The sequence below is a fragment of the Rhodococcus sp. FG69 genome, assembly GCF_057808915.1.
In genome coordinates this window covers 1-18,590 of the sequence record NZ_JBMDIX010000059.1, presented here as the reverse complement: position 1 = coordinate 18,590, position 18,590 = coordinate 1, and the positions used below count along the sequence as shown (strand labels likewise).

The 18,590-nt window shown below is 61.8% G+C and carries 19 protein-coding genes; 10 read left to right on the top strand and 9 right to left on the bottom strand.

Annotated elements, in window-relative coordinates; all coding sequences use genetic code 11:
• Nucleotides 1–329 precede the first annotated feature (329 nt).
• From ACODSO_RS27725 to ACODSO_RS27690, 8 genes are all read right to left on the bottom strand, one after another.
• Nucleotides 330–1,151 (bottom strand): IclR family transcriptional regulator, encoded by an 822-nt coding sequence (locus ACODSO_RS27725; RefSeq protein WP_082897483.1) that lies wholly within the window; start codon nt 1,149–1,151, stop codon nt 330–332.
• A gap of 305 nt (nt 1,152–1,456) precedes the next feature.
• Complete coding sequence (locus ACODSO_RS27720; RefSeq protein WP_068367983.1) at nt 1,457–2,104, bottom strand: response regulator; 648 nt, start codon at nt 2,102–2,104, stop codon at nt 1,457–1,459.
• A complete protein-coding gene (locus tag ACODSO_RS27715; RefSeq protein WP_068367985.1) occupies nt 2,101–3,660 on the bottom strand; it encodes a histidine kinase in 1,560 nt (519 codons plus the stop codon). The genes ACODSO_RS27720 and ACODSO_RS27715 overlap by 4 nt, the downstream gene beginning before the upstream one ends.
• A complete protein-coding gene (locus ACODSO_RS27710) occupies nt 3,650–4,282 on the bottom strand; it encodes a TetR/AcrR family transcriptional regulator (protein ID WP_068367987.1) in 633 nt (210 codons plus the stop codon). Before ACODSO_RS27710 ends, ACODSO_RS27715 begins: the two co-directional genes overlap by 11 nt.
• A 542-nt stretch (nt 4,283–4,824) precedes the next feature.
• On the bottom strand, nt 4,825–5,361 hold the full coding sequence (locus tag ACODSO_RS27705; protein WP_068367997.1) for a maleylpyruvate isomerase N-terminal domain-containing protein: 537 nt from the start codon (nt 5,359–5,361) through the stop codon (nt 4,825–4,827).
• Entirely contained in the window at nt 5,358–6,467 is a 1,110-nt protein-coding gene (locus ACODSO_RS27700) for a cupin domain-containing protein (protein WP_489039862.1), read from the bottom strand. Before ACODSO_RS27700 ends, ACODSO_RS27705 begins: the two co-directional genes overlap by 4 nt.
• Nucleotides 6,468–6,480: 13 nt before the next feature.
• Entirely contained in the window at nt 6,481–7,368 is an 888-nt protein-coding gene (locus tag ACODSO_RS27695; protein WP_489039861.1) for a fumarylacetoacetate hydrolase family protein, read from the bottom strand.
• A 37-nt stretch (nt 7,369–7,405) separates the two neighbouring features.
• Entirely contained in the window at nt 7,406–8,632 is a 1,227-nt protein-coding gene (locus ACODSO_RS27690; protein ID WP_068368005.1) for an FAD-dependent monooxygenase, read from the bottom strand.
• A 49-nt stretch (nt 8,633–8,681) separates the two neighbouring features.
• Here ACODSO_RS27690 and ACODSO_RS27685 point away from each other — a divergent pair, with 49 nt between their 5' ends.
• From ACODSO_RS27685 to ACODSO_RS27640, 10 genes are all read left to right on the top strand, one after another.
• Nucleotides 8,682–9,473 (top strand): IclR family transcriptional regulator, encoded by a 792-nt coding sequence (locus ACODSO_RS27685; RefSeq protein ID WP_068368008.1) that lies wholly within the window; start codon nt 8,682–8,684, stop codon nt 9,471–9,473.
• A gap of 169 nt (nt 9,474–9,642) precedes the next feature.
• A complete protein-coding gene (locus ACODSO_RS27680; protein WP_489039860.1) occupies nt 9,643–11,004 on the top strand; it encodes an MFS transporter in 1,362 nt (453 codons plus the stop codon).
• Nucleotides 11,005–11,219: 215 nt separating this feature from the next.
• Nucleotides 11,220–12,206, top strand: coding sequence for a fumarylacetoacetate hydrolase family protein (locus tag ACODSO_RS27675; protein ID WP_197480537.1), 987 nt, complete (start codon nt 11,220–11,222; stop codon nt 12,204–12,206).
• Nucleotides 12,203–13,327 carry an FAD-dependent monooxygenase gene (locus ACODSO_RS27670; protein WP_489039859.1) on the top strand — a complete coding sequence of 375 codons (1,125 nt, stop codon included), beginning with the start codon at nt 12,203–12,205 and terminating at the stop codon, nt 13,325–13,327. Before ACODSO_RS27675 ends, ACODSO_RS27670 begins: the two co-directional genes overlap by 4 nt.
• The gene (locus ACODSO_RS27665) at nt 13,324–14,343 is read left to right on the top strand and encodes an amidohydrolase family protein (RefSeq protein ID WP_489039858.1); all 1,020 of its coding nucleotides are present in this window, start codon (nt 13,324–13,326) and stop codon (nt 14,341–14,343) included. The genes ACODSO_RS27670 and ACODSO_RS27665 overlap by 4 nt, the downstream gene beginning before the upstream one ends.
• The gene (locus ACODSO_RS27660) at nt 14,340–15,278 is read left to right on the top strand and encodes a VOC family protein (RefSeq protein WP_489039857.1); all 939 of its coding nucleotides are present in this window, start codon (nt 14,340–14,342) and stop codon (nt 15,276–15,278) included. The genes ACODSO_RS27665 and ACODSO_RS27660 overlap by 4 nt, the downstream gene beginning before the upstream one ends.
• 80 nt (nt 15,279–15,358) lie before the next feature.
• A complete protein-coding gene (locus tag ACODSO_RS27655) occupies nt 15,359–16,249 on the top strand; it encodes a fumarylacetoacetate hydrolase family protein (protein WP_489039856.1) in 891 nt (296 codons plus the stop codon).
• A complete protein-coding gene (locus tag ACODSO_RS27650; protein WP_489039855.1) occupies nt 16,242–16,550 on the top strand; it encodes an SDR family NAD(P)-dependent oxidoreductase in 309 nt (102 codons plus the stop codon). The genes ACODSO_RS27655 and ACODSO_RS27650 overlap by 8 nt, the downstream gene beginning before the upstream one ends.
• Entirely contained in the window at nt 16,547–16,957 is a 411-nt protein-coding gene (locus tag ACODSO_RS27645) for an SDR family oxidoreductase (protein ID WP_489039854.1), read from the top strand. Before ACODSO_RS27650 ends, ACODSO_RS27645 begins: the two co-directional genes overlap by 4 nt.
• Complete coding sequence (locus ACODSO_RS27640; protein WP_489039853.1) at nt 16,954–17,943, top strand: cyclase family protein; 990 nt, start codon at nt 16,954–16,956, stop codon at nt 17,941–17,943. The genes ACODSO_RS27645 and ACODSO_RS27640 overlap by 4 nt, the downstream gene beginning before the upstream one ends.
• Nucleotides 17,944–17,953: 10 nt before the next feature.
• On the opposite strand, the gene ACODSO_RS27635 is transcribed toward ACODSO_RS27640, so the two are convergent.
• On the bottom strand, nt 17,954–18,590 hold a 637-nt coding region (locus ACODSO_RS27635; protein ID WP_489039851.1), incomplete at its 5' end, for a LysR substrate-binding domain-containing protein.

The window sequence follows — 18,590 nt, the reverse complement described above, 5'->3', positions numbered from 1 at the left end:
GAAAACCAATTAGCTATCGCATAGACGCTGGACTGCTATCGGGGGCCCAACCAGGCGGACTCATCCGTGCCCGCGTTACCCGAGGAACGACGTGCGCATGTCAGAGAGAAGTTTCAGGCTCTGGTTACACCAGTCCTGGGTGTTGAGGGCGCTTCGATGCTTCTCGGTGCGGTTCAGGGACTGCAGGTCGGCAACGATTTGTCTGATCTTTTCCGTGCTCTCAAAGCGAAGCGCGCCATCGAATAGCTTGTCGTACAGTCAGGTTGAAATAAACTGAAGCTTCTCGACGAGTGCCCCACATGCACTATCGAGGCAGTTCGACGATGTAGTCATTCGAGAAGTTCGGCGCCGATGGCTTGTGCGGTTTCTCGAACCCAGGTGCCCCATTCGGAGACTCTGGCAGGGTCGAACCGAATATCAGGCATGCTGATGGACACAGCCGCGACCGGCCGCCCGCCCGGCCCGTCGACTGCAGCGCTGACTGCGCACACGTTCGCACGGTTCTCCGAGATGTTCACCGCGTAGCCACGCTCTCGAATCTCGAAGATCTGGTGGAGGAGTTGCTGGGGGTCGACGATGCTGTTCGGCATGGGCTTCGACAACGGGCGGGAAAGTATGGCCTCGACCTTTTCGGTGGGGAGGACCGCCAGCCATGCTTTCCCACTCGCGCTGGTATGGAAGGGCGTGCCTGTGCCGATCGGGTTGTAAGTACGGACTGGGTGTACCGAATCCACCCGTTCGATGAGGACCATTCGGGAGTCCCCGTCAGGAACTGAGAAGTGGATGGTCTCGCCGGTACGCGACCCGAGTGCGGCCAGGTGCGGTGCCGCTGCGTCGCGCAAGCTTCGAGCAGGCGAGCTGGCGCGTGCTAGCGCGAGCAATCGCGGGCTCAGTTGCCAGCGAGTGATGGGTTCGTCCGAGGTGTCAGCCCATCCCTCCTGTTGCAGAGTTCGTAACAAGCGTTGCACGGTCGACTTGGGCAGGCCGAGTTCGCGAGACAACTCGCCGACCCCGATAGGCTGGTTCTGCGTAGCTATCGCTTCGACGATCCGAAGGCCTCGGATCAGGGTCTGAGTGCCCGCCTTCGTGCTCGCCGTTGTGGAAGGGTCGAGGGTGAGCGGCGAACTCGACGTTATGCTTGCGCTTTTCAAACCTGCTCCCGATCGTAGTTGGGTTCGATTTGTTGTGAACCGTTCTGTAACCCGCCTGGTTCACTCTACGGCACGGACGCAGTGGTCAACTGGTCTCGGGTCGTAGGCTGCGCGTTAGCGTGAAGGCTCTGGAGCGCCTCGTCCGGCGAACTCCCAGAGGGCGTGTGCTTCACCGAGGAGCTTGCGGCACGTGACACCTGTTGACGCACGACCGGCGCTTTCCCTGGGGTCAGAGCGTGGTCAGAGTTGCAACAATCGTTGTGCGACATTTGCATCGGGCCTCCCCAGGTCTCGACTCCACTGCGTCAGGGCACCTGCGCGAGGCCTTCCCGGATTGCCCACAGCGCAGCTTGGATGCGGGACGAGACACTGAGTTTGCTGATGATGTGGCTGACGTGAGTTCGTGCGGTTCGTTCGCTGATGAACAGGGTGTCCGCGATCTCTTGATTCGAGCAACCTTTGGCAACCAGCACTAACACTTCTCGTTCACGGACCGAGAGCACGACTCCGTGGCCGATACGCATAGATCGCGCCAATACGTGTGCGACAGCTGGATCAAGATGAACCTGATCCAGCTGAGCAGATCGGATGGCGGCGGTTATTTCGGACGGATCCGAGTTCTTCAGAAGGTACCCGGTGGCACCAGCCTGCAAAGCGGCGTGGACGCGTTCGGTCTCGGAATAGCTCGACAGTACAACGATTTTGAGATCAGGAAACTCTGAGTGAAGTGAAGTAATGGCTTCAACCCCGTCCAGGACGGGCATCATCAGGTCCATCAGTACGACATCGGGGAGAGAATGATCCGTGGCCCGGGCACGAAGTTGTGCCACCGCCTGCTCACCGTTCTCGGCCTCGCCGATGACGGCGACGTCCTCCTGTGTCTCCAGAAACGCGAGTAGCCCGTGCCTGACGAGAGCGTGGTCGTCGACTATGAAGACAGTGGTCTCTGTCATTGTTCTCGTCCGGATTCGTCAGAGCTAGCCATGTGTGTCGGTGTCGTGAGCGGAACTATGCAGCAGACGGTCGTGCCGTGCTCGGGATCGGCGGCGGGCTTGGATCGGACCGATAGGTGACCCCCGTGCGCTTTGAGCCGTTCGTTCATCGACACCAGTCCGAAGGACTGGTGTCCACTTTGGCCCTCGGCAATGCCGCTTCCATTGTCGGTGATCGACAGACATACGCTAGGCCCGTTCTGACGCGGCGCGAGTATGATCCGAACAGTGGCAAGGGTCGCGTGTGCATGTTTCACGACATTGTGAACGGCTTCGCCGACGACCATGAAGAGGTCTTCCTCCAGGGCCTCGCCGAACTGGTGGAACTCGTCGTTGCTCTCGACTACGAGCTCGATCCCCTCACGTGCTGCGATGGCTGCGAGATGTTTACGGATGGAGGGAATCAGGCCTTCCTCGCCCAGCGGGGCACGTCGACGATGCATGATCAAAGCACGCATCTCGGCCTGAGCTCCGCATACCAGCTCATGAAGTTGTCGTAGTTGTTCGACTACGTCGACGGACTCGCCGGACTCGACTCCGAGCTCGAGCGCTTTGGTTCGCAAGGATAGCGAGAACAAGGCTTGGGTGACCGAATCGTGCATGTCTCTGGCCAACTTTCGGCGTTCTTCCCTTGCCGCTTGAATCTCGAGTTTCGCGAACATGTGCGCGTTCGCCACTGCGATCGCAGCTTGGTCTGCCATTGCAACCATGAAGCGAATGTCGTCGAGTCCAGGATCGTGGTGTTCGGTAAAGAACCCGGCAACCGCACCAATTGCTTTCTCCCTGACAATCAGAGGGACGACAACGTACGTCTCCCAGTTGCCGGCCCGGGCGATCTCTTGCACCGGTGCCCACCGTGGGTCGGTCAAGACTTGTTCACGCCATTCGCGGGCAACAACGACTCGGCATTCGTCGATAGCGGAGACAGTGATCAGTGGCGCACCGAGACGCCGACAGGCCTCGATACGTTCGGGGTAGTCATCGGGGAGACCCGCTTTGCCGACGTGGTTCAGCGCTCCGCTGACCTCGTCGACCAGCACGACCGCGCAGGTCGCTAGGTCGACCGTGTCGCGTACCTCGACGGCGAGCTTGTCCAGAACGACGTCGAGACGATCCTCGTAGGCCACGGCGGAGGCGGTGCGAGTGAACGCCGCCAACTTACGACGGTCTTTAACTGCACGATCGGCATAACAGAATCGCACTGCCCACCTTATTCGACCAGTCGCAGTGGGTGCCCGGCGAATCTCGAACTCCACCTCTGAAGTGCCGATCCACGCCGATCCCTCGTTGCTGCGACCTGCTTGCGGAGAATTGCCGCTCCCGAGAAAAACCGAACTGCTTCCCAAAAGTGTGGTTTCATCGTGTCCGAGTATCGAGCACCCAGCGGGATTGACCGACAGGTACCGTCCATCGTCATCGACGACTGCCAACCCTTCGTCGCTCAGTTCGACGAGTACACCGTTGGCGTTGTCTTGGTAGTCGGATGCGCGCCTGTTCTGCATCGCTTCATCGTCCATCGGGGTCACCGAGAAGCGCGAGCTGTCTGGCCAAGCTGTTAAGGCCGCGCGAAAAGTCGACTCGATCTTCGTCGAGTAGCCATCTGTAAGCCAGGCCTCGGAGAGCGTTGACCGCCAATTCCGTGATCTCTTCCGGATCCACGTCGTCTCGGAGGCGGCCGTTCCGCTGGCCCTGGGCGACTTGTTCGGTCAGGGCGGATATGTAATCGGCATGCAAATCTGCAACAAAACCGTGAAGTTCAGGGATGGGCTTTAGGCCCTCGAAGAGCAACGCGTAAAAACCTCGGATCGACTGAGTCGAGTTGGCGGCATCCTTACCTATTTCGTCCACGACGGTCAGCAGGGCATCGATCCCAGTGTTGTGGGCAAGAGTGTCGGTGAGCCGTCCATGCCCGAACCGTTCACTGAGTTTGGTGATGAGCGCCTCCACCAGGGCCGATTTGCTGCCGAACCGCCGACTGACCATGCCGTGGCTGTAACCGGCTCGCTTACCTATTTCGGCCAAAGTCGTACGGTCGTAGCCCACTTCCGCAATCAGCTCTGCTGTCGCTTGAAGTAGGCGGCGAGTCGACAAGTTCGAGCGTTCCGCTTGCTTGCTCTCGGTGCGTTCGAGACTTGTCACCGGGTAGCCCTTCTGTGAGTTGGTTGTTGACTATCAACCTTAACTCGGGCAGACCCGCGTGTTGGTTGTTTCGGTATGTCTTGGATCGCCGAGGTGTGTAACCGACGCTGGCTCGGCGCAACGGTCGACGACGAAGGCAGAACCGTCCCGGGTTTGATGCCGCTTCGTTCTTCGTGAAGGATGAAGCGCATGTCGAAGCGCTACCCGGCCGAGCAACGTGAGCGTGAGGTAAAGATGGCCTCGACCACCTCCACGAATACAACTCGGGGAGATGCGGCAGCTTGACTCAACCCTGGGTAGTTTTGTGCACGCAGTTGTTCACGAATCGAACCCTCTGGGGCGGCAGGGGGATATCGCCCGCTTGCGTAGGACAAACTTCCTCGTGACGAAAGTCGATGCCAAAAGAGCTCTCAATCGCGCGTGCTTCCTCAAGTCTCGGTTCAGACGTTCGAGTTCCTCGATGCTCCGCTATCGTTGCTGATTCCTGTTAGTAGGCACATCTAAATCGCACTACGCGTTTCCACGACACTTCCGCGCGTTCGTCAATCCCGGCGGAAGAGGTGTGGGCCGGAGACGGGGCGGGCCCACACTTCCTTAGGTACTGTTCCGTCGTCGGCCGCTCCCAAGCCTACGGCTCCGAACCACACCGTATGGGCGCGGTTCCACGTCAACTCGTCGAGTGTCACGATCCCCTGAGGAGTGGCGACGGTTCTGTTCCAGGTGGCGGTGTCGAGCTCACGCCATTCGACGTTCAAGTGGACAGCTGCGTGGGCGTGCAAGTTCCGCAGCGCGACGGCGGGAAGTGTTGCGGCATAGATGATGTCGCATCGGGATAGGGGATTCCACTGCGGCATCTCATCTCCGGTTCTGGCGATTGCCACGAGTTCCGCCATGCGTCGCGCTTGAGAGCCGACGTACGCGACTATGTCGCGGCGTACCCACCCGTCGAGTGCCGACGGATCGTCGAGGTTGCTGTCGTCGAGGTCCTGCACCGCACGTGAGAAGAACGCGGTACCCCGACGTGCTGCGAGCAACGCTGCCAAGGGGTCCGAGTCCGCGGTGGTGGAGTCGGCGGTCACCCTCGACTGCCGGCGTGGAAGCGGCCGGTATCCGGGTAGTACGTCCGCTGGAACTTCAGCCGCTCGATTACCGGTGCGTCCGAAAATCGGAACAGGTCGAATCGGCTTCCGGCGTGCAAGGACCACGGAACCCAGGACGGCACCACGAAGAGATCGCCCTTGACCAGCTCACGCGTTTCTCCGGCGAGGACAACTGTGCCTGAACCTTCGAACACCTGCCATACCGACGAACCGACTTCTTGTCGGGTGGCCGTTGTCGTTCCTGCACGTAGCCGGTGAAATTCACAACGGATGGTCGGTAGTACGTCTCCACCGTCGGTGGGGTTGGTGTATTTGACCGCTGCGTGTCCCGGCTCGACGGTACCGGGATGGCCTTCGTCTTCGAGCTTGAGTTGCTCGGTCAATGCCCGGTCGGTGTGCTCCCAACGGTAGGCCGCGATCGGGGTCGCAACCTGTGCTTGCTGGCTGGAGAGCGGGGTGAGGCCTGGATGGGCCCAGAGACGCTCGGAGCGCGACACGGCAGGTGTGCTGTCGTCGGTGACGCGTTCGGACCCGAATTCGAAGAAGCCCAGGTCGATGTCGTGTGCCAGCGGAACATCGAGCCCGTCGATCCATGCCATGGGCTGGTCGGTGTCGTTGTGGTGCCCGTGGAATGCCCATCCGGGTGTCATCAACAGATCTCCGCGCCGCATCGCGACGGGGTCGCCGTTGACGACAGTCCACACTCCTTCACCCTCGACGACGAACCGGAAGGCGTTCTGCGCGTGCCGATGTTCCGGCGCTGTTTCGTGCGGTCCGAGCCACTGGATCGCGCACCACAACGTCGGCGTCACGTACGCGGTCGGGGCGAGGCCAGGATTGGCCAGACCGATCGCACGGCGCTCGCCTCCGCGGCCGACCGGGACGAGATCGCCCGCCCGCTGTGCGATGTCGAGCAGGGCCGACCACTTCCAGACGTGCGGCTCGGCAGCCGGCTTCGGTGCCATGGGCATCAAGTCGTTCGTCTGAGTCCACAGCGGAGCAGTGGAGTTGGCGATGAAATCGTCGTACAAACGATCGAGCTCCGGGCTCGAATCCGGTGCAGTGTGGCCTGGTTCGGCGGTCATCTGTTGTTACCCTTCATCGAAGCTGCAGAGCGCGTGCGTCGTGCTGTGCGCCTGGCCGATCGGCGTAAGCAATGGCTTCGCGGTCGGACACACGGACCTCGAGCGCGCCGATTCCGTCGATTTCGAGCCGCACGCGAGTGCCATCGACGATCGGGCCGACGCCCGCCGGAGTTCCGGTGGCTATGACGTCGCCGGGGTGCAGGGTCATCACCGAGCTGGCGTAGGCCACCAGTTCCCGAACCGAAAAGATCAGTTCCGACGTGTTCGTTTCCTGCCGTAGCTCGTCGTCGACCCAGCAGCGAAGCGCCAAGGCATCGGGATCGGTGATCTCGTCGGCCGTGACTATCCACGGTCCGAGAGGAGTGAAGGTGTCGAACGACTTTCGCGTCGAACGATCTTCGGTGGAGCGGACCGTGATGTCGAGGACCCCGGTGTAGCCGAAGATGTAGCTCTTCGCGTCGGCGGCGGAGACGTTCTTGGCGGTTCGTCCGATCACGATCGCAAGTTCCCCTTCCTGGTCCGTACGAATGTCTCTGTACGGCAACAGGATTTCGTCGTTGGGCCCGATAACGGACGTGTTGGCCTTGAGGAACACACCGTACTCGGCAATGGTCTTCTGCTCGTGCATCTCAGCCTTGTGGTCGAGGTAGTTGACCGGTGCGGCAACGACTTTGCCGGGTCGAGGGAGTGGGGCGGATAGTGCGACGTCGCCGAGTGGGACGGCTGGGGAGGCGGACAGGTCGAGGTGCGCGAGGCTTTCTGCCGTCCCGCCTTGCTCTAGCCAGGGCAACCACGGGCCGCCGTACGCGCCGGCGGAAGTGGGAAGAAGATCGGTTATGTCGTGGACGACGTCGTTGATGACGAGTGCGGCGCGGTCGCCGTTCAGTACTGCAAGACGCATGAGTTCGATGTCCTTCGTAGAGGTGTGGGGGTGCGGGTCAGACGCCGGCGAGCGCGCGGGACTTCAGCAGGTCGAGAACGGGGCCGCCGTAGATCCAATCGGAGTAGTCGAAAAGATCGGTGCCGCTCACCTGTGCGAGGAGCTCGTTACGCAGCACGCGATCGACGCCCCGCGCGTGGCAGATATCGCCGAACATTCGTGCCTTGGTCTGTACCTCTGCGGTGCGTGGTATCCGTGATGCGCTGAAGTGCTGCAGCACCGTCGGCCATTCGATGGTGGCATCGGCGTCGTCGACCAGGATCTCGAGGGTCTTCGCGTCTTCGAGCGCTTGGCAACAACCCTGGGCCAGGTACTGCAGCATCGGATGTGCGGCGTCACCGGTCAGAATCAGTCGATCTTCGCCCCAGAAGTCCGCGGGTCGGCGGTCGTACAGCGGCCAGTGCCTGTCCGTACCTACCGATTCTAGTGCGCTGCGGACGTGTGGGTGGCATCCAGCGAATACCGCCCGGAATTCGTCGATTCCGCCGAAATCGGTGTCACCCCTGAGGAATCCAGGGGACTCGAAGACGGCGACCTGGTTCAAGACCTTCCCGGCACGCAGGCGGTACTGGACGAGGTGCCAGCCCGGCCCGACCCAGACGACCACATCGTCGAGTTCCCTGTCGTGCTCCGACACGTTCTCGATCGGCACAGTGCCGCGATAGGCAACGTATCCGGAGGGGACAGGTTCGTCGCCGACAATTGCCTGGCGCAGGACCGAATTCAGACCGTCGGCACCGACGGTGACATCAGCGGAGAACACTCGTCCGTCGGTCGCGACCGCGGTGGTCCCGACGTCACTGACGTCGACGCGGTCGATCCGGACGCCCGTCATCATCTGGACACCGGCCTCGCGACACGCTTCCAGGAGAATCGCGTGCAGGTCCGTGCGATGGATGACGACGTAGGGCGCGCCGTATCGCTCGCGAAAGTCCACGCCCAGGGGAAGCCTGGCGATCTCCTCGCCTGAGATGGCGTCACGCATGACGATGTTGTTCGGCAGGACACCGATCGTCCGGACCTTCTCCAGAAGCCCCCAGGAGTCGAGGATGCGCGTCGCGTTCGGCCCGATCTGCAGGCCGGCACCGATCTCGCCGAACGCCTCGGCTTGCTCGACGACGGTCACGCTACAGCCCGACTTGGTCAGGCCGAGTGCGGTGGCGAGACCGCCGATTCCGCCGCCCACGACGAACGCTCGACCGTTGTCCAGATCACATTTGCTCATGTCGAGCAACGTAGGACGCTGGAGTCGAGAGAGTGAATACAATTCCGCTATGCGCAATCCGCCACTGCCTGAGCGTCCGAACGGAGCTGTCGGTTCACTCGACCGCGGGCTCCGGCTGCTGCAACTTCTTCGCGACTACGGCAGCCTCCGAGTGATGGACGCAGCCGTTCACCTGGCCGTCTCCCGATCGAGCGCTCATCGATTGCTGCAGACACTCGTCTACCGCGGATACGCGGTTCAAGACGACGATCACACGTACCTGCCGGGACCGTCTCTCGACGCCGGCCCCGCGAGGCTCGCATGGACCAAGGACTTCAGGGCTTTGTGCCAACCGCATCTACAGGTCCTTGCGCGACGAAGCGGCGAGTCGGCCAACATGATGGTCCGAGTCGGCAAGAGCGTTCGCTTCCTCGGTACCGTGCGTGCTCAGTCTGTCGAAGCAACAAATGATCGGGACGGGCTCGTCATGCCCGCACATCGTGCATCTGGCGGCAAAGCCCTTCTTGCCGAACTGTCCGACGACGCCTTGCGCTCGCTGTACTTCGGGGGCACGGCCGATGGAGTCCACGCTTTGAGCGAGGCCGATTTCGCGAAGCTGCTGGCAGATTTGGAGTCGGTTCGACGCCGCACATTCGCCGTCAACTTCGAGGAAACCGAAAGTGGCGTCGCTGCGGTAGGAGCCGCAATCCATAACGGGATGGGGGAGGCGGTCGGTGCGTTGTCGTTGTCGATGCGAACCGAGCGTTTCGCCGCTGTCGCGGACAAGACGCTCGTCCCGTTGCTGCTGGATGCGCGTACCCAGATCGAGCAAGACCTTCGGTTGGTCTCGTTGAGCAGGTAGACGCAGAACGGTGCACGGGTTGCGTATAGCGGAATCTGGTAGGCGATCAGAGCCGATGCTCCCTAGTTTTCACTCCATGACCAACTGTGACTCAGCTAACTTTCTGCCCCCCGCGGTGTGCTGCGCCGTGCGCACGGCACCGCGCTCATCAGTCGAGGTGATCTGATCGATGGACATCAGAGAGAAAATCGAATCGTCGCCGATGCAGCCCATTCAGTTCGGGGTGGTCGCGGTCTGCGTGCTGTTGAACATGCTCGACGGCTTCGACGTCCTGGCACTCGCGTTCAGTGCCTCGCATATTTCCGACGAATGGTCACTGACCGGAGCGCAGCTCGGTCTACTCCTCAGTGCGGCCCTGTTCGGTATGGCAATCGGGTCGATGGTGGTCTCTCAAGTTGCCGACATCATCGGGCGTCGCCGGACCATCATCATCTGCGCATTCGTCGTGTCGGCGGGAATGGCGTTGTCGGCAATCGCGACCGGCTTCACATTCCTCTTCGTTGCCAGGCTGGTCACCGGACTCGCGATCGGCACCCTGCAGGCATGCCTGAACGTCATGGTCGCCGAATACGCTTCGGCGAAGCATCGTTCGACGGCAATCAGCTTCTACACCGCCGGACAACCCATCGGCGGAACAATCGGCGGGATCATCGCTGGTGTTCTCCTGTCGCAATATGATTGGCGCGCCGTGTTCGTGTTCGGTTCGGCGGCCACGCTGGCAGTAGCGGTTTTGGCGCTCGCCGTTCTGCCGGAGTCGCTCGATTACCTTGTCTCACGTCGCCCCAAGAACGCTCTCGACCGAACGAACGCAATCTTGATCAAGCTTCATCAGCCCGTTCTGGACGTCATGCCGGAGAAGTCGAACGTACCCAACACCGCGAGGACGCGATGGAGGGGAATCTTGACAGGACCGAGTCTGGCGACCACGGCGCTGCTCGGATTCGCCTTCTTCGTGCTCATGGCGGGATTCTATTTCGCCAACTCGTGGACCCCGAAACTGTTGGTCGACAGTGGATTCACGGCATCGGATGGTGTGCAGGCAGGTGTCCTGTTCAGTGCGGGCGGTATCGTCGGTGCGCTGATTTTCGGCCCGGTCGCTATGCGGCTCGGGGTACGCCGGGCGTTGACCATACTGTTCGCCCTCGCCGGCATCGCGTTCGTCGTGTACGCGTTGTCGGTCGACGCGCTGGCTTCGGCCTTCGTCGCAGCTGCGGTGCTCGGTTTGCTGACCAGCGCTGTGATGGCAGGCATGTTCACTATCGGACCGATGTACTACGAGCCCGAGGTGCGCGCCACCGCTGTAGGACTGATCATCGGGATCGGCCGGATCGGTGCGATCATCTCGCCGATCGTCGCCGGCCGACTCCTCGACGCCGATTGGGCACCTGGTGCCCTGTACTACCTGTTTGCGGCCCCGCTGATCGCTGGTGCACTTGCTGTCTTCGCGATGCGCACCAGGCGACCGGTACTGGCGGAGAGTGTGGTGCGTTCCAGTCGCAAAGCGACTGCAACAGAGGAGATTCTGCGCTGACCGAGCGATCGGAACTTACCCCGATCCGTCTTGTTCGTGCCGGGCATTGCGTCGTCTCGTGATGCCCGGCAGGTCGTTGGGGCGGTGCGATTCGCTACGTAGATGGACATCAGCTTCAGTGATATTGCATATCCAATTAGTTTCTTTGACTGATGCGTGTATCTCGCGGGACAGTGGTTGTCATCACATCCATACCGAACGAAAGACAGTCTCCTGTGGATATCGCATCCTTGCCCCTCCCACACTTTGCACTCGGTACTGCCACGCTCGCCGACGAACCCCATGCTGTAGTCCTACTGGCAGGCAATGTTCTCGACCTCGATTCGGTGGCCGACTCGCTTGGCCTCTCCGTTCCCGTCAGTACGGTTGCGGTGCTGGAGGATTGGGATCGCCTACTCCCCGTCCTGCGATCGGCTGCCGAATCCGGCGTGGGTGAGTGGACCGCGCTCGAAGATGCTGTTGTCGAAGCACCGATCGAACCGCGTCAGATCCTGCAGGCCGGTGCCAACTATCGGACTCATGTCATCGATCTGGCGGTCAAGCACGCAGACATATCGAATGGGCGCACCGAAGAGCAAGTCCGCGCAGATGCGGCCGAGATGATGGACAAGCGTGCAGCCGAGGGCGATCCGTACTTCTTCGTGGGGTTGCCGTCTGCTGTCACAGGTCCTTACGACACCGTCACGCTGCCGGCGGGCACCCACAAGAACGATTGGGAACTCGAATTGGTCGCAGTCGTCGGACGGCGCGCCTACCAGCTCTCGAAGGACGAGGCCTTGGATGCCATCGCCGGGTACACCATCGCCAACGATCTGACCACACGCGAACTCGTCTTTCGTCGGGATATGCCAGAGATCGGTACAGATTGGCTTCGAGCAAAGAATGCGCCTGGCTTCTTGCCGATCGGACCCTGGATCGTGCCGAAGGACGAGGCAGGCGATGTATCCGAGATGCGGTTGACGCTGGAACTCGACGGCAAGGCTATGCAGGACGAGTCGACGAAGGACATGTTGTTCGACGTTGCAGCGTTGGTGTCCGCGGTATCGCAGACCGTGCAACTGCTGCCGGGAGACCTGATTCTGACCGGTAGCCCCGCGGGCAATGGGATGCACTGGGGGCGGCTCCTGCGGGATGGCGATGTGATGACCTCCACCATCACTGGACTCGGATATCAGCAGACAGCGGTCGTGGACGCGTCATGACATCGGTACTGGTGATCGGCGGCGGTATCGCCGGTGCGGCGTCGGCAATCGCGTTGGCGAAGGGGGGTGCTTCGGTCGACCTCGTGGAGAACACTCCGCGTGGACATGCGGTCGGATCTGGAATCACTCTGCAAGGAAACGCACTTCGCGTGTTGCGGTCTCTCGGAGTGTGGGACGAGGTCCGAGAGCACGGTTACGGCTTCGACACACTCGGCATACGTGCACCGGATCCCGACGGGACCCTGCTCGTGGAGATGAACGACGCTCGCACGGGTGGTCCCGACCTCCCCGCCGGTATGGGTATGGAGCGCCAGGTTCTGGCAGCGATTCTGCACTCGGCGGCCGAACGCGCCGGTGCCAAGCTGCGATTCGGTGTAGCGGCCGACGCGCTGATCCAGGACGAATCCGGCGTGACGGTGACTTTCTCCGACGACACCTCCGGGCGATACGACTTGGTGATCGGCGCGGACGGCGTGCGGTCGTGGACCCGCGCGGCAATCGGGATCGATCTGTCGCCTCGTCCGACAGGCATGGGGATCTGGCGACTGATAGGACCACGTCCAAAGAGCGTTACTCGAACCGATCTCTACTACGGCGGCGCGGGCTATATCGCGGGATACTGTCCCACAGGCAAGAATTCGCTCTATGCCTACATCGTCGAAGACGCCCAGGATCGCGCGGGCCTGTCCCCGGAGCAGCGTCTCGCCGTCATGGTGGGCCTGGCCGAGAACTATCACGGACCGTGGGACGACATCAAAGCTCACCTCGACGATCCGAGCGCAATCAACTACACGTGGTTCGAAACTCACGTACTCGAGGGCCCGTGGCACCGCGGACGCGTCGTACTGATCGGCGACGCTGTGCACTGCTGCCCGCCCACGGTCGCTCAAGGGGGCGCCCAGGGCCTCGAAGACGCCTGGGTGCTGTCGGAAATGGTGCTCGGTGCCGGCAGCATCGACGATGCACTGCTCGATGCTTTTGCAGCTCGACGCCTGCCACGGGCGCGCGCAGTCGTGGAAGCGTCGGTCCAGATCGGAACCTGGATGCTCGAGCGCGACCCGGATGCCGACGTGCCCGGTCTGATGGGCCGGGTCGCCGCACTGGTCAGTGAGGCGCCATGAACGGCCGGATAGTGGACGTGCACGCGCATGCCATCGTGCCGGAGGTGGAAGCCGCGGTTGCCGGGCAGCCGGGTCTGGACGCACACCGGGCACTCGATGCCCGACGCAACGGTGCCGAATCTTCGGCCGTGTCGGGAAAGATGTTCGGTGCCCGCATTTCTCAGCTCACAGAGCTGGACCGACGCCTGGGCGACCTGGATGCGGCTGGGATCGACGTTCAGGTGGTGTCGCCGTCGCCGTCGCAGTATCACTACTGGGCCGACCGAGAATTGGCACAGGTGGTTACTTCGAGCGCGAACCGCGGTATTGCCGCCTTGGTCGCCGAAGAGCCGTCGCGGCTCGTCGGCCTCGGGTTGATTCCACTCCAGCATCCGGCGGACGCGGTGACCGCTCTCGACGACGCTGTCGTGACATGCGGACTTGCCGGTGTCGAGATTTCGTCGTTCGCGCCGGGCGTGGAGCTGTCCGACGAGCGGCTCGAACCGTTCTGGGCTCGCGCGGAAGAACTGGGTGCAGTGGTGTTCGTGCATCCGTTCGGATGTTCTCTCGACGAGCGGCTCGATCGCTTCTACCTGTCCAATACGGTGGGGCAGCCGGTCGAGAACGCGGCGGCGTTGTCGCACATCATCTTTGCAGGGGTACTCGACCGGTACCCATCTCTGAAATTGTTGGCGGCGCACGGTGGCGGCTATCTCCCGACTTACATCGGGCGCTCGGATCACGCGTGGGAGGTCCGCCCTGAGGCCCGTCGATGCTCCGCCCGTCCGAGCAGCTATCTCTGTCGCATCGCGTTCGATTCGCTGGTGCACGGGCCGAATGCGCTTCGAGCTCTCATCGACACAGTCGGAGCGGAGTCGGTCGTACTCGGGTCGGACTATCCGTTCGACATGGGCAACGAGGATCCGGTGGCGGAGGTTCGTGCCGCAAATCTGCCCGAGCTCGTCACACAGTCCATTTTGAGCGACAACGCTTTCCGGCTGGGTCTGTCGCCCGCATCGTCAGGAGTCAGCTCATGAACAACTATGCCTTCACCCATCTTCGGCACGTCGATCTTGCTGTGCCCGACTATGAGCAGCAACTCAACTTCTACACTCATCAATGGGGGCTGACGAATGTCGGAACGGAAGGCGACGTGACCTACCTTGCCGCTGAAGGATCGCCCGAGCAGTACGTCGTTCGTATTCGCAAGGATGCCGACAAGCGGCTCGATCTGGTTTCCTACGGAATGGCCGACGCAGCGGGTGTCGACGCTCTCGCCGAGCGCCTCGCTGTGGGTGGGGTGCAGCTCGTGGGTGAACCCGACTCTCTGCAGACAATGGGCGGAGGGTACGGATTTCGGTTCTTCGACGTCGACGGACGCACCATCGAGGTGTCCGCGGATGTCGCTGTTCGTCAGCACCGCAAGGTCGAGGAGGGCGAATCGATCCCGGTCAAGCTCTCTCACGTGGTCTTGAATTCGCCGAATCCCGAAGCGACAGTGGCGTTCTACGACAGGTGGTTCGGATTCAAGTTGTCGGACACGCTTATGCATCCACGGATGGGCGAGATGATGTGGTTCCTCCGGACCAATCCGCAGCACCACAGTATGGCCATCGCGCGGGGTCCGCACGTGTCGTTGCACCACGCTTCGTTCGAGCTCCGCGGTATCGACGAGTACATGCGCGGCACCGGCCGAATGCTGCGGGCCGGCGTCGAGAAGATTTGGGGCCCTGGGCGTCACAAAGCGGGGAACAACACGTTCTCCTATTTCCTCGACCCCAATGGAAACACCATGGAGTACACCACCGAGCTCGAGGTTCTCGACGAGGACACCTGGCATCCCCACCTGCTCGACTTCTCGGCACCCGAGGTGTCCGATCAGTGGGGTACCGCCAATGCGATGGATGAGTTCGTGGCCAAGAAATCGTTCAACGACCCTGACAAGGGCCTGTTCACGGCACCGCCGGTATGAAGTTCGCGACGTACGAACGCGGCGGCTTGACGTCAACTGGTGTTGTGCACGGCGAGCGAGTTTATCCAGTGAAGGAGACGATGCAGGAGCTGTTGAACGCCGGACTTGCTCGTGCCCTCGACCTCGGGACCGACGCGCTCGACGCACCTTCGATCGAATTGAGAGAAGTGAGGCTGCTGGCACCGTTGCAACCGAAAACGATGCGGGACTTCGTCGCATTCGAGGAGCACGTCGAAGGTGTACGCCGCAGTGTGGACGGCCAGGAAGGGGTAGTGGACGCCTGGTACGAGGCCCCTCGTTTCTACTTCACCAACCCGTACACCGTCAGCGGCCCCGGCGCGGTGATTGCACCGCCTGCAGCCTGCCGAGCGCTCGACTTCGAGCTGGAAGTAGCTGCAGTGGTGGGGGAGTCCGGCTCCAACGTGACGATGGCCGACGCCCACAACCACATCTTCGGCTACACGATCCTCAACGACTGGTCGGCGCGAGACATTCAACGTCGTGAGATGCAGGTCAGCCTCGGACCGGCGAAGGGCAAGGACTTCTCGAACACGCTGGGACCGTGGATCGTGACTGCCGACGAAGTGCACAGCCGCCGAGACGCGGATGGGTTCCTGGACATTTCGTGCACCGTCGAAGTGAACGGTCAACTCATCGGCCATGATTCGCTCGCCAACATGGGATGGAGCTTCGACGCTCTCGTGGCATACGCCTCACGCGATTCGTGGGTGCACCCGGGCGATGTTCTCGGCAGCGGTACCGTCGGCAACGGCGGCTGCCTTGCAGAGTTGTGGGGCCGGCGGGGAGAACAGACGCCGCCCCCGCTGCAGACCGGCGACGTCGTGACCATGACAGTCGTAGGCATCGGAGTTCTGGAGAACACCGTCGGTGAATCGCGAGCCGTCCCGGAGATTCCCACGGCCCGAATCGTCGATCACCCGCGAACCAGAGCCGATCAAGCAGATGTCTGATCTCGACGGTCGAACCGTGGTCGTCACCGGTGCCGCAGGCGGAATCGGCGCGGCCGTGGTCGTTGTACTGCGGTGTCGGGGTGCCGTTGTGTACGGCGTCGACCTCGAGACCGGATTCGACGTCACCGCCAAGGCAGACTGGGACGAACTCGTCGACAGTATCGTCGGCGCGATCGACGGTCTGGTCAACTGCGCAGGAACTACCTGGCGCGCCAGGCTCGACAACGTCCGCGCTGACGACATGACGCGCCTGCACTCGGTCAACGTCATCGGTCCGCTGCTGGGAAAATGCAGGCGGTGACACCGAGAATGGCCAGAGGTGCGTCGATTGTCAACGTCGGCTCGCTTGCTGCGACCAGCGGCCATTATCCAGTGGCGTACACCGCCAGCAAGTGGGGCTTGCGCGGACTCACCAAGTCTGCGGCGCTCGAATGGGGTCCACGCGGGATACGCGTCAACATCGTTCACCCCGGGTTCATCGACACGCCGATGACGCAAGGGGCATCTGCCGCGTTTCGAACCGCCTCGATCGCCGAGACGCCACTGGGTCGAACCGGTGATCCCGACGAGGTTGCCGCAGTGGTGGCGTTTCTGCTCGGTCCGGACGCGTCGTTCGTTTCCGGAGCCGAAGTGTCAGTCGACGGTGGTGCCGGATCGCACGGCGGGGTCAAATCCATTTCCGATGCTCTGAAAGAGGCTTCCGTATGACCGGCACCTACACCCCACACACTATCGACCGCACCGATCCGGAAGGCGAGATTGCAAAGTCTGCGGCAAGGAATCGCAACTGGGGAAGATGGGGCGAGGACGACGTCCGAGGGACGATGAACTACCTCACCGATGATCTTCGATCGGCGGCGGGTTCGCTGATCGTCAAGGGTGTTTCTTTCTCACTGTCGCAAAGTTTCGACATGGACGGTCCGCAGAAGGGGTGGCGTCGGCGGACGAACCCGGTACATACGATGCTCGACACCGGTACCGACGCTGCGGCCGGAATTCAGGGTTTCCCGCACGGACTGGGCGGTGCCGACGACGTCGTATCGATGCCTTTGCAGTGTTCGACACAGTGGGATGGTTTGGGCCACATCTTCGATCACGGTGTGGCGTGGAACGGCCGCCCGGCAGGTTCGGTGGTCACCAGCCTCGGTGACAGAGTGACCGGAATCGAGACCGTAGCCAACGGAATCGTCGGTCGTGGTGTTCTACTCGATGTGGGCAGACGATTCGGAGAGCGGGGGGAACTACCCGACGGGTTCGCCATAACCACTGACCATCTGGTGGCGACCATTGAGGCGCAGGGTCCCACGTCCGAGGTGCGGCGAGGTGATCTTGTGCTGATACGTACGGGGCAGCTCAGTCGTGTTCGTCGTGAAGGCTGGGGAGATTACGCCGGCGGAGCAGCGCCCGGACTGTCGTTCACCACCGCAGATTGGTTGCACGACAGTGAGATCGCTGCTATTGCCACCGATACCTGGGGATTCGAGGTGCGGCCGAATGAGTTCGACGTCGCGTTCCAGCCCCTGCATCAGGTGGCGATTCCGAACATCGGCTTGTTCCTCGGCGAGATGTGGGATCTCGATGGGCTGGCCGAGGACTGCGCTACGGATGGCACGTACGAGTTCTTCCTCACCGCCGCTCCGATACCGGTGACGGGAGCTGTCGGTGCGCCGGTGAACCCGATAGCAGTCAAGTAGGGCCCGCGGATCACAGAGGTTCTGCAGTGGCCAATTCTGCTGCGCGCCCAACGATGTCTCGCAGGAAGATATGCTCTGGATCTCGGTCGTAGACCGGGTGCCACCACATGGCTTCGACCAATTCCCCTACTTCTACCGGGCACGTCATCGTACGTAGGCCGGAGTTGAGGGGCAGGAGTCGAACCAGCTTTTCTTGAAGCAGCGCAATGCGATTGCTGCCGGCGATGAGATTGGGAACGGTGAGAAAGTTCTCGGTGATCACCTGTACGTTCGGCTCGATGCCGAGCATGCGCAGTTGGCGGTCGGCAGGGGTGGCTGCCGATTGGCCGTGGAACACCACGACCCAGGGCGAGGTCTTCAAATTGTCGATGGTCAGTTCTTCGGCGACGTTCTCGTTGTCCGAAGAAACGATCATGACCCACCGGTCGCGATAGAGATCCGTGTGCGGGAGGTCTGTCACGAAACCATGGGGCACGAGCATCAAGTCCGTGCCTACGAGCGTGTGTTCTGCGCGAGCTACCAGGTCAGGGCTTGTCGGCCGGAAGCGTAGGCGCGCATGAGGCGCTGACTCGGTGAAGAGTCTGGTGAGTGTGTCTCCTAGTAGTACTTTGTTAGGTTGGGAATCTGTGGTGGCAGTGCGGGCAGGT

Coding starts and splice junctions, on each gene's coding strand:
- ACODSO_RS27720 (WP_068367983.1), bottom strand. CDS start 2,104: ATGACAGAGACCACTGTCTTCATAGTCGACGACCACGCTCTCGTCAGG.
- ACODSO_RS27715 (WP_068367985.1), bottom strand. CDS start 3,660: ATGGACGATGAAGCGATGCAGAACAGGCGCGCATCCGACTACCAAGAC.
- ACODSO_RS27700 (WP_489039862.1), bottom strand. CDS start 6,467: ATGACCGCCGAACCAGGCCACACTGCACCGGATTCGAGCCCGGAGCTC.
- ACODSO_RS27695 (WP_489039861.1), bottom strand. CDS start 7,368: ATGCGTCTTGCAGTACTGAACGGCGACCGCGCCGCACTCGTCATCAAC.
- ACODSO_RS27690 (WP_068368005.1), bottom strand. CDS start 8,632: ATGAGCAAATGTGATCTGGACAACGGTCGAGCGTTCGTCGTGGGCGGC.
- ACODSO_RS27685 (WP_068368008.1), top strand. CDS start 8,682: ATGCGCAATCCGCCACTGCCTGAGCGTCCGAACGGAGCTGTCGGTTCA.
- ACODSO_RS27680 (WP_489039860.1), top strand. CDS start 9,643: ATGGACATCAGAGAGAAAATCGAATCGTCGCCGATGCAGCCCATTCAG.
- ACODSO_RS27670 (WP_489039859.1), top strand. CDS start 12,203: ATGACATCGGTACTGGTGATCGGCGGCGGTATCGCCGGTGCGGCGTCG.
- ACODSO_RS27665 (WP_489039858.1), top strand. CDS start 13,324: ATGAACGGCCGGATAGTGGACGTGCACGCGCATGCCATCGTGCCGGAG.
- ACODSO_RS27660 (WP_489039857.1), top strand. CDS start 14,340: ATGAACAACTATGCCTTCACCCATCTTCGGCACGTCGATCTTGCTGTG.
- ACODSO_RS27655 (WP_489039856.1), top strand. CDS start 15,359: ATGCAGGAGCTGTTGAACGCCGGACTTGCTCGTGCCCTCGACCTCGGG.
- ACODSO_RS27650 (WP_489039855.1), top strand. CDS start 16,242: ATGTCTGATCTCGACGGTCGAACCGTGGTCGTCACCGGTGCCGCAGGC.
- ACODSO_RS27640 (WP_489039853.1), top strand. CDS start 16,954: ATGACCGGCACCTACACCCCACACACTATCGACCGCACCGATCCGGAA.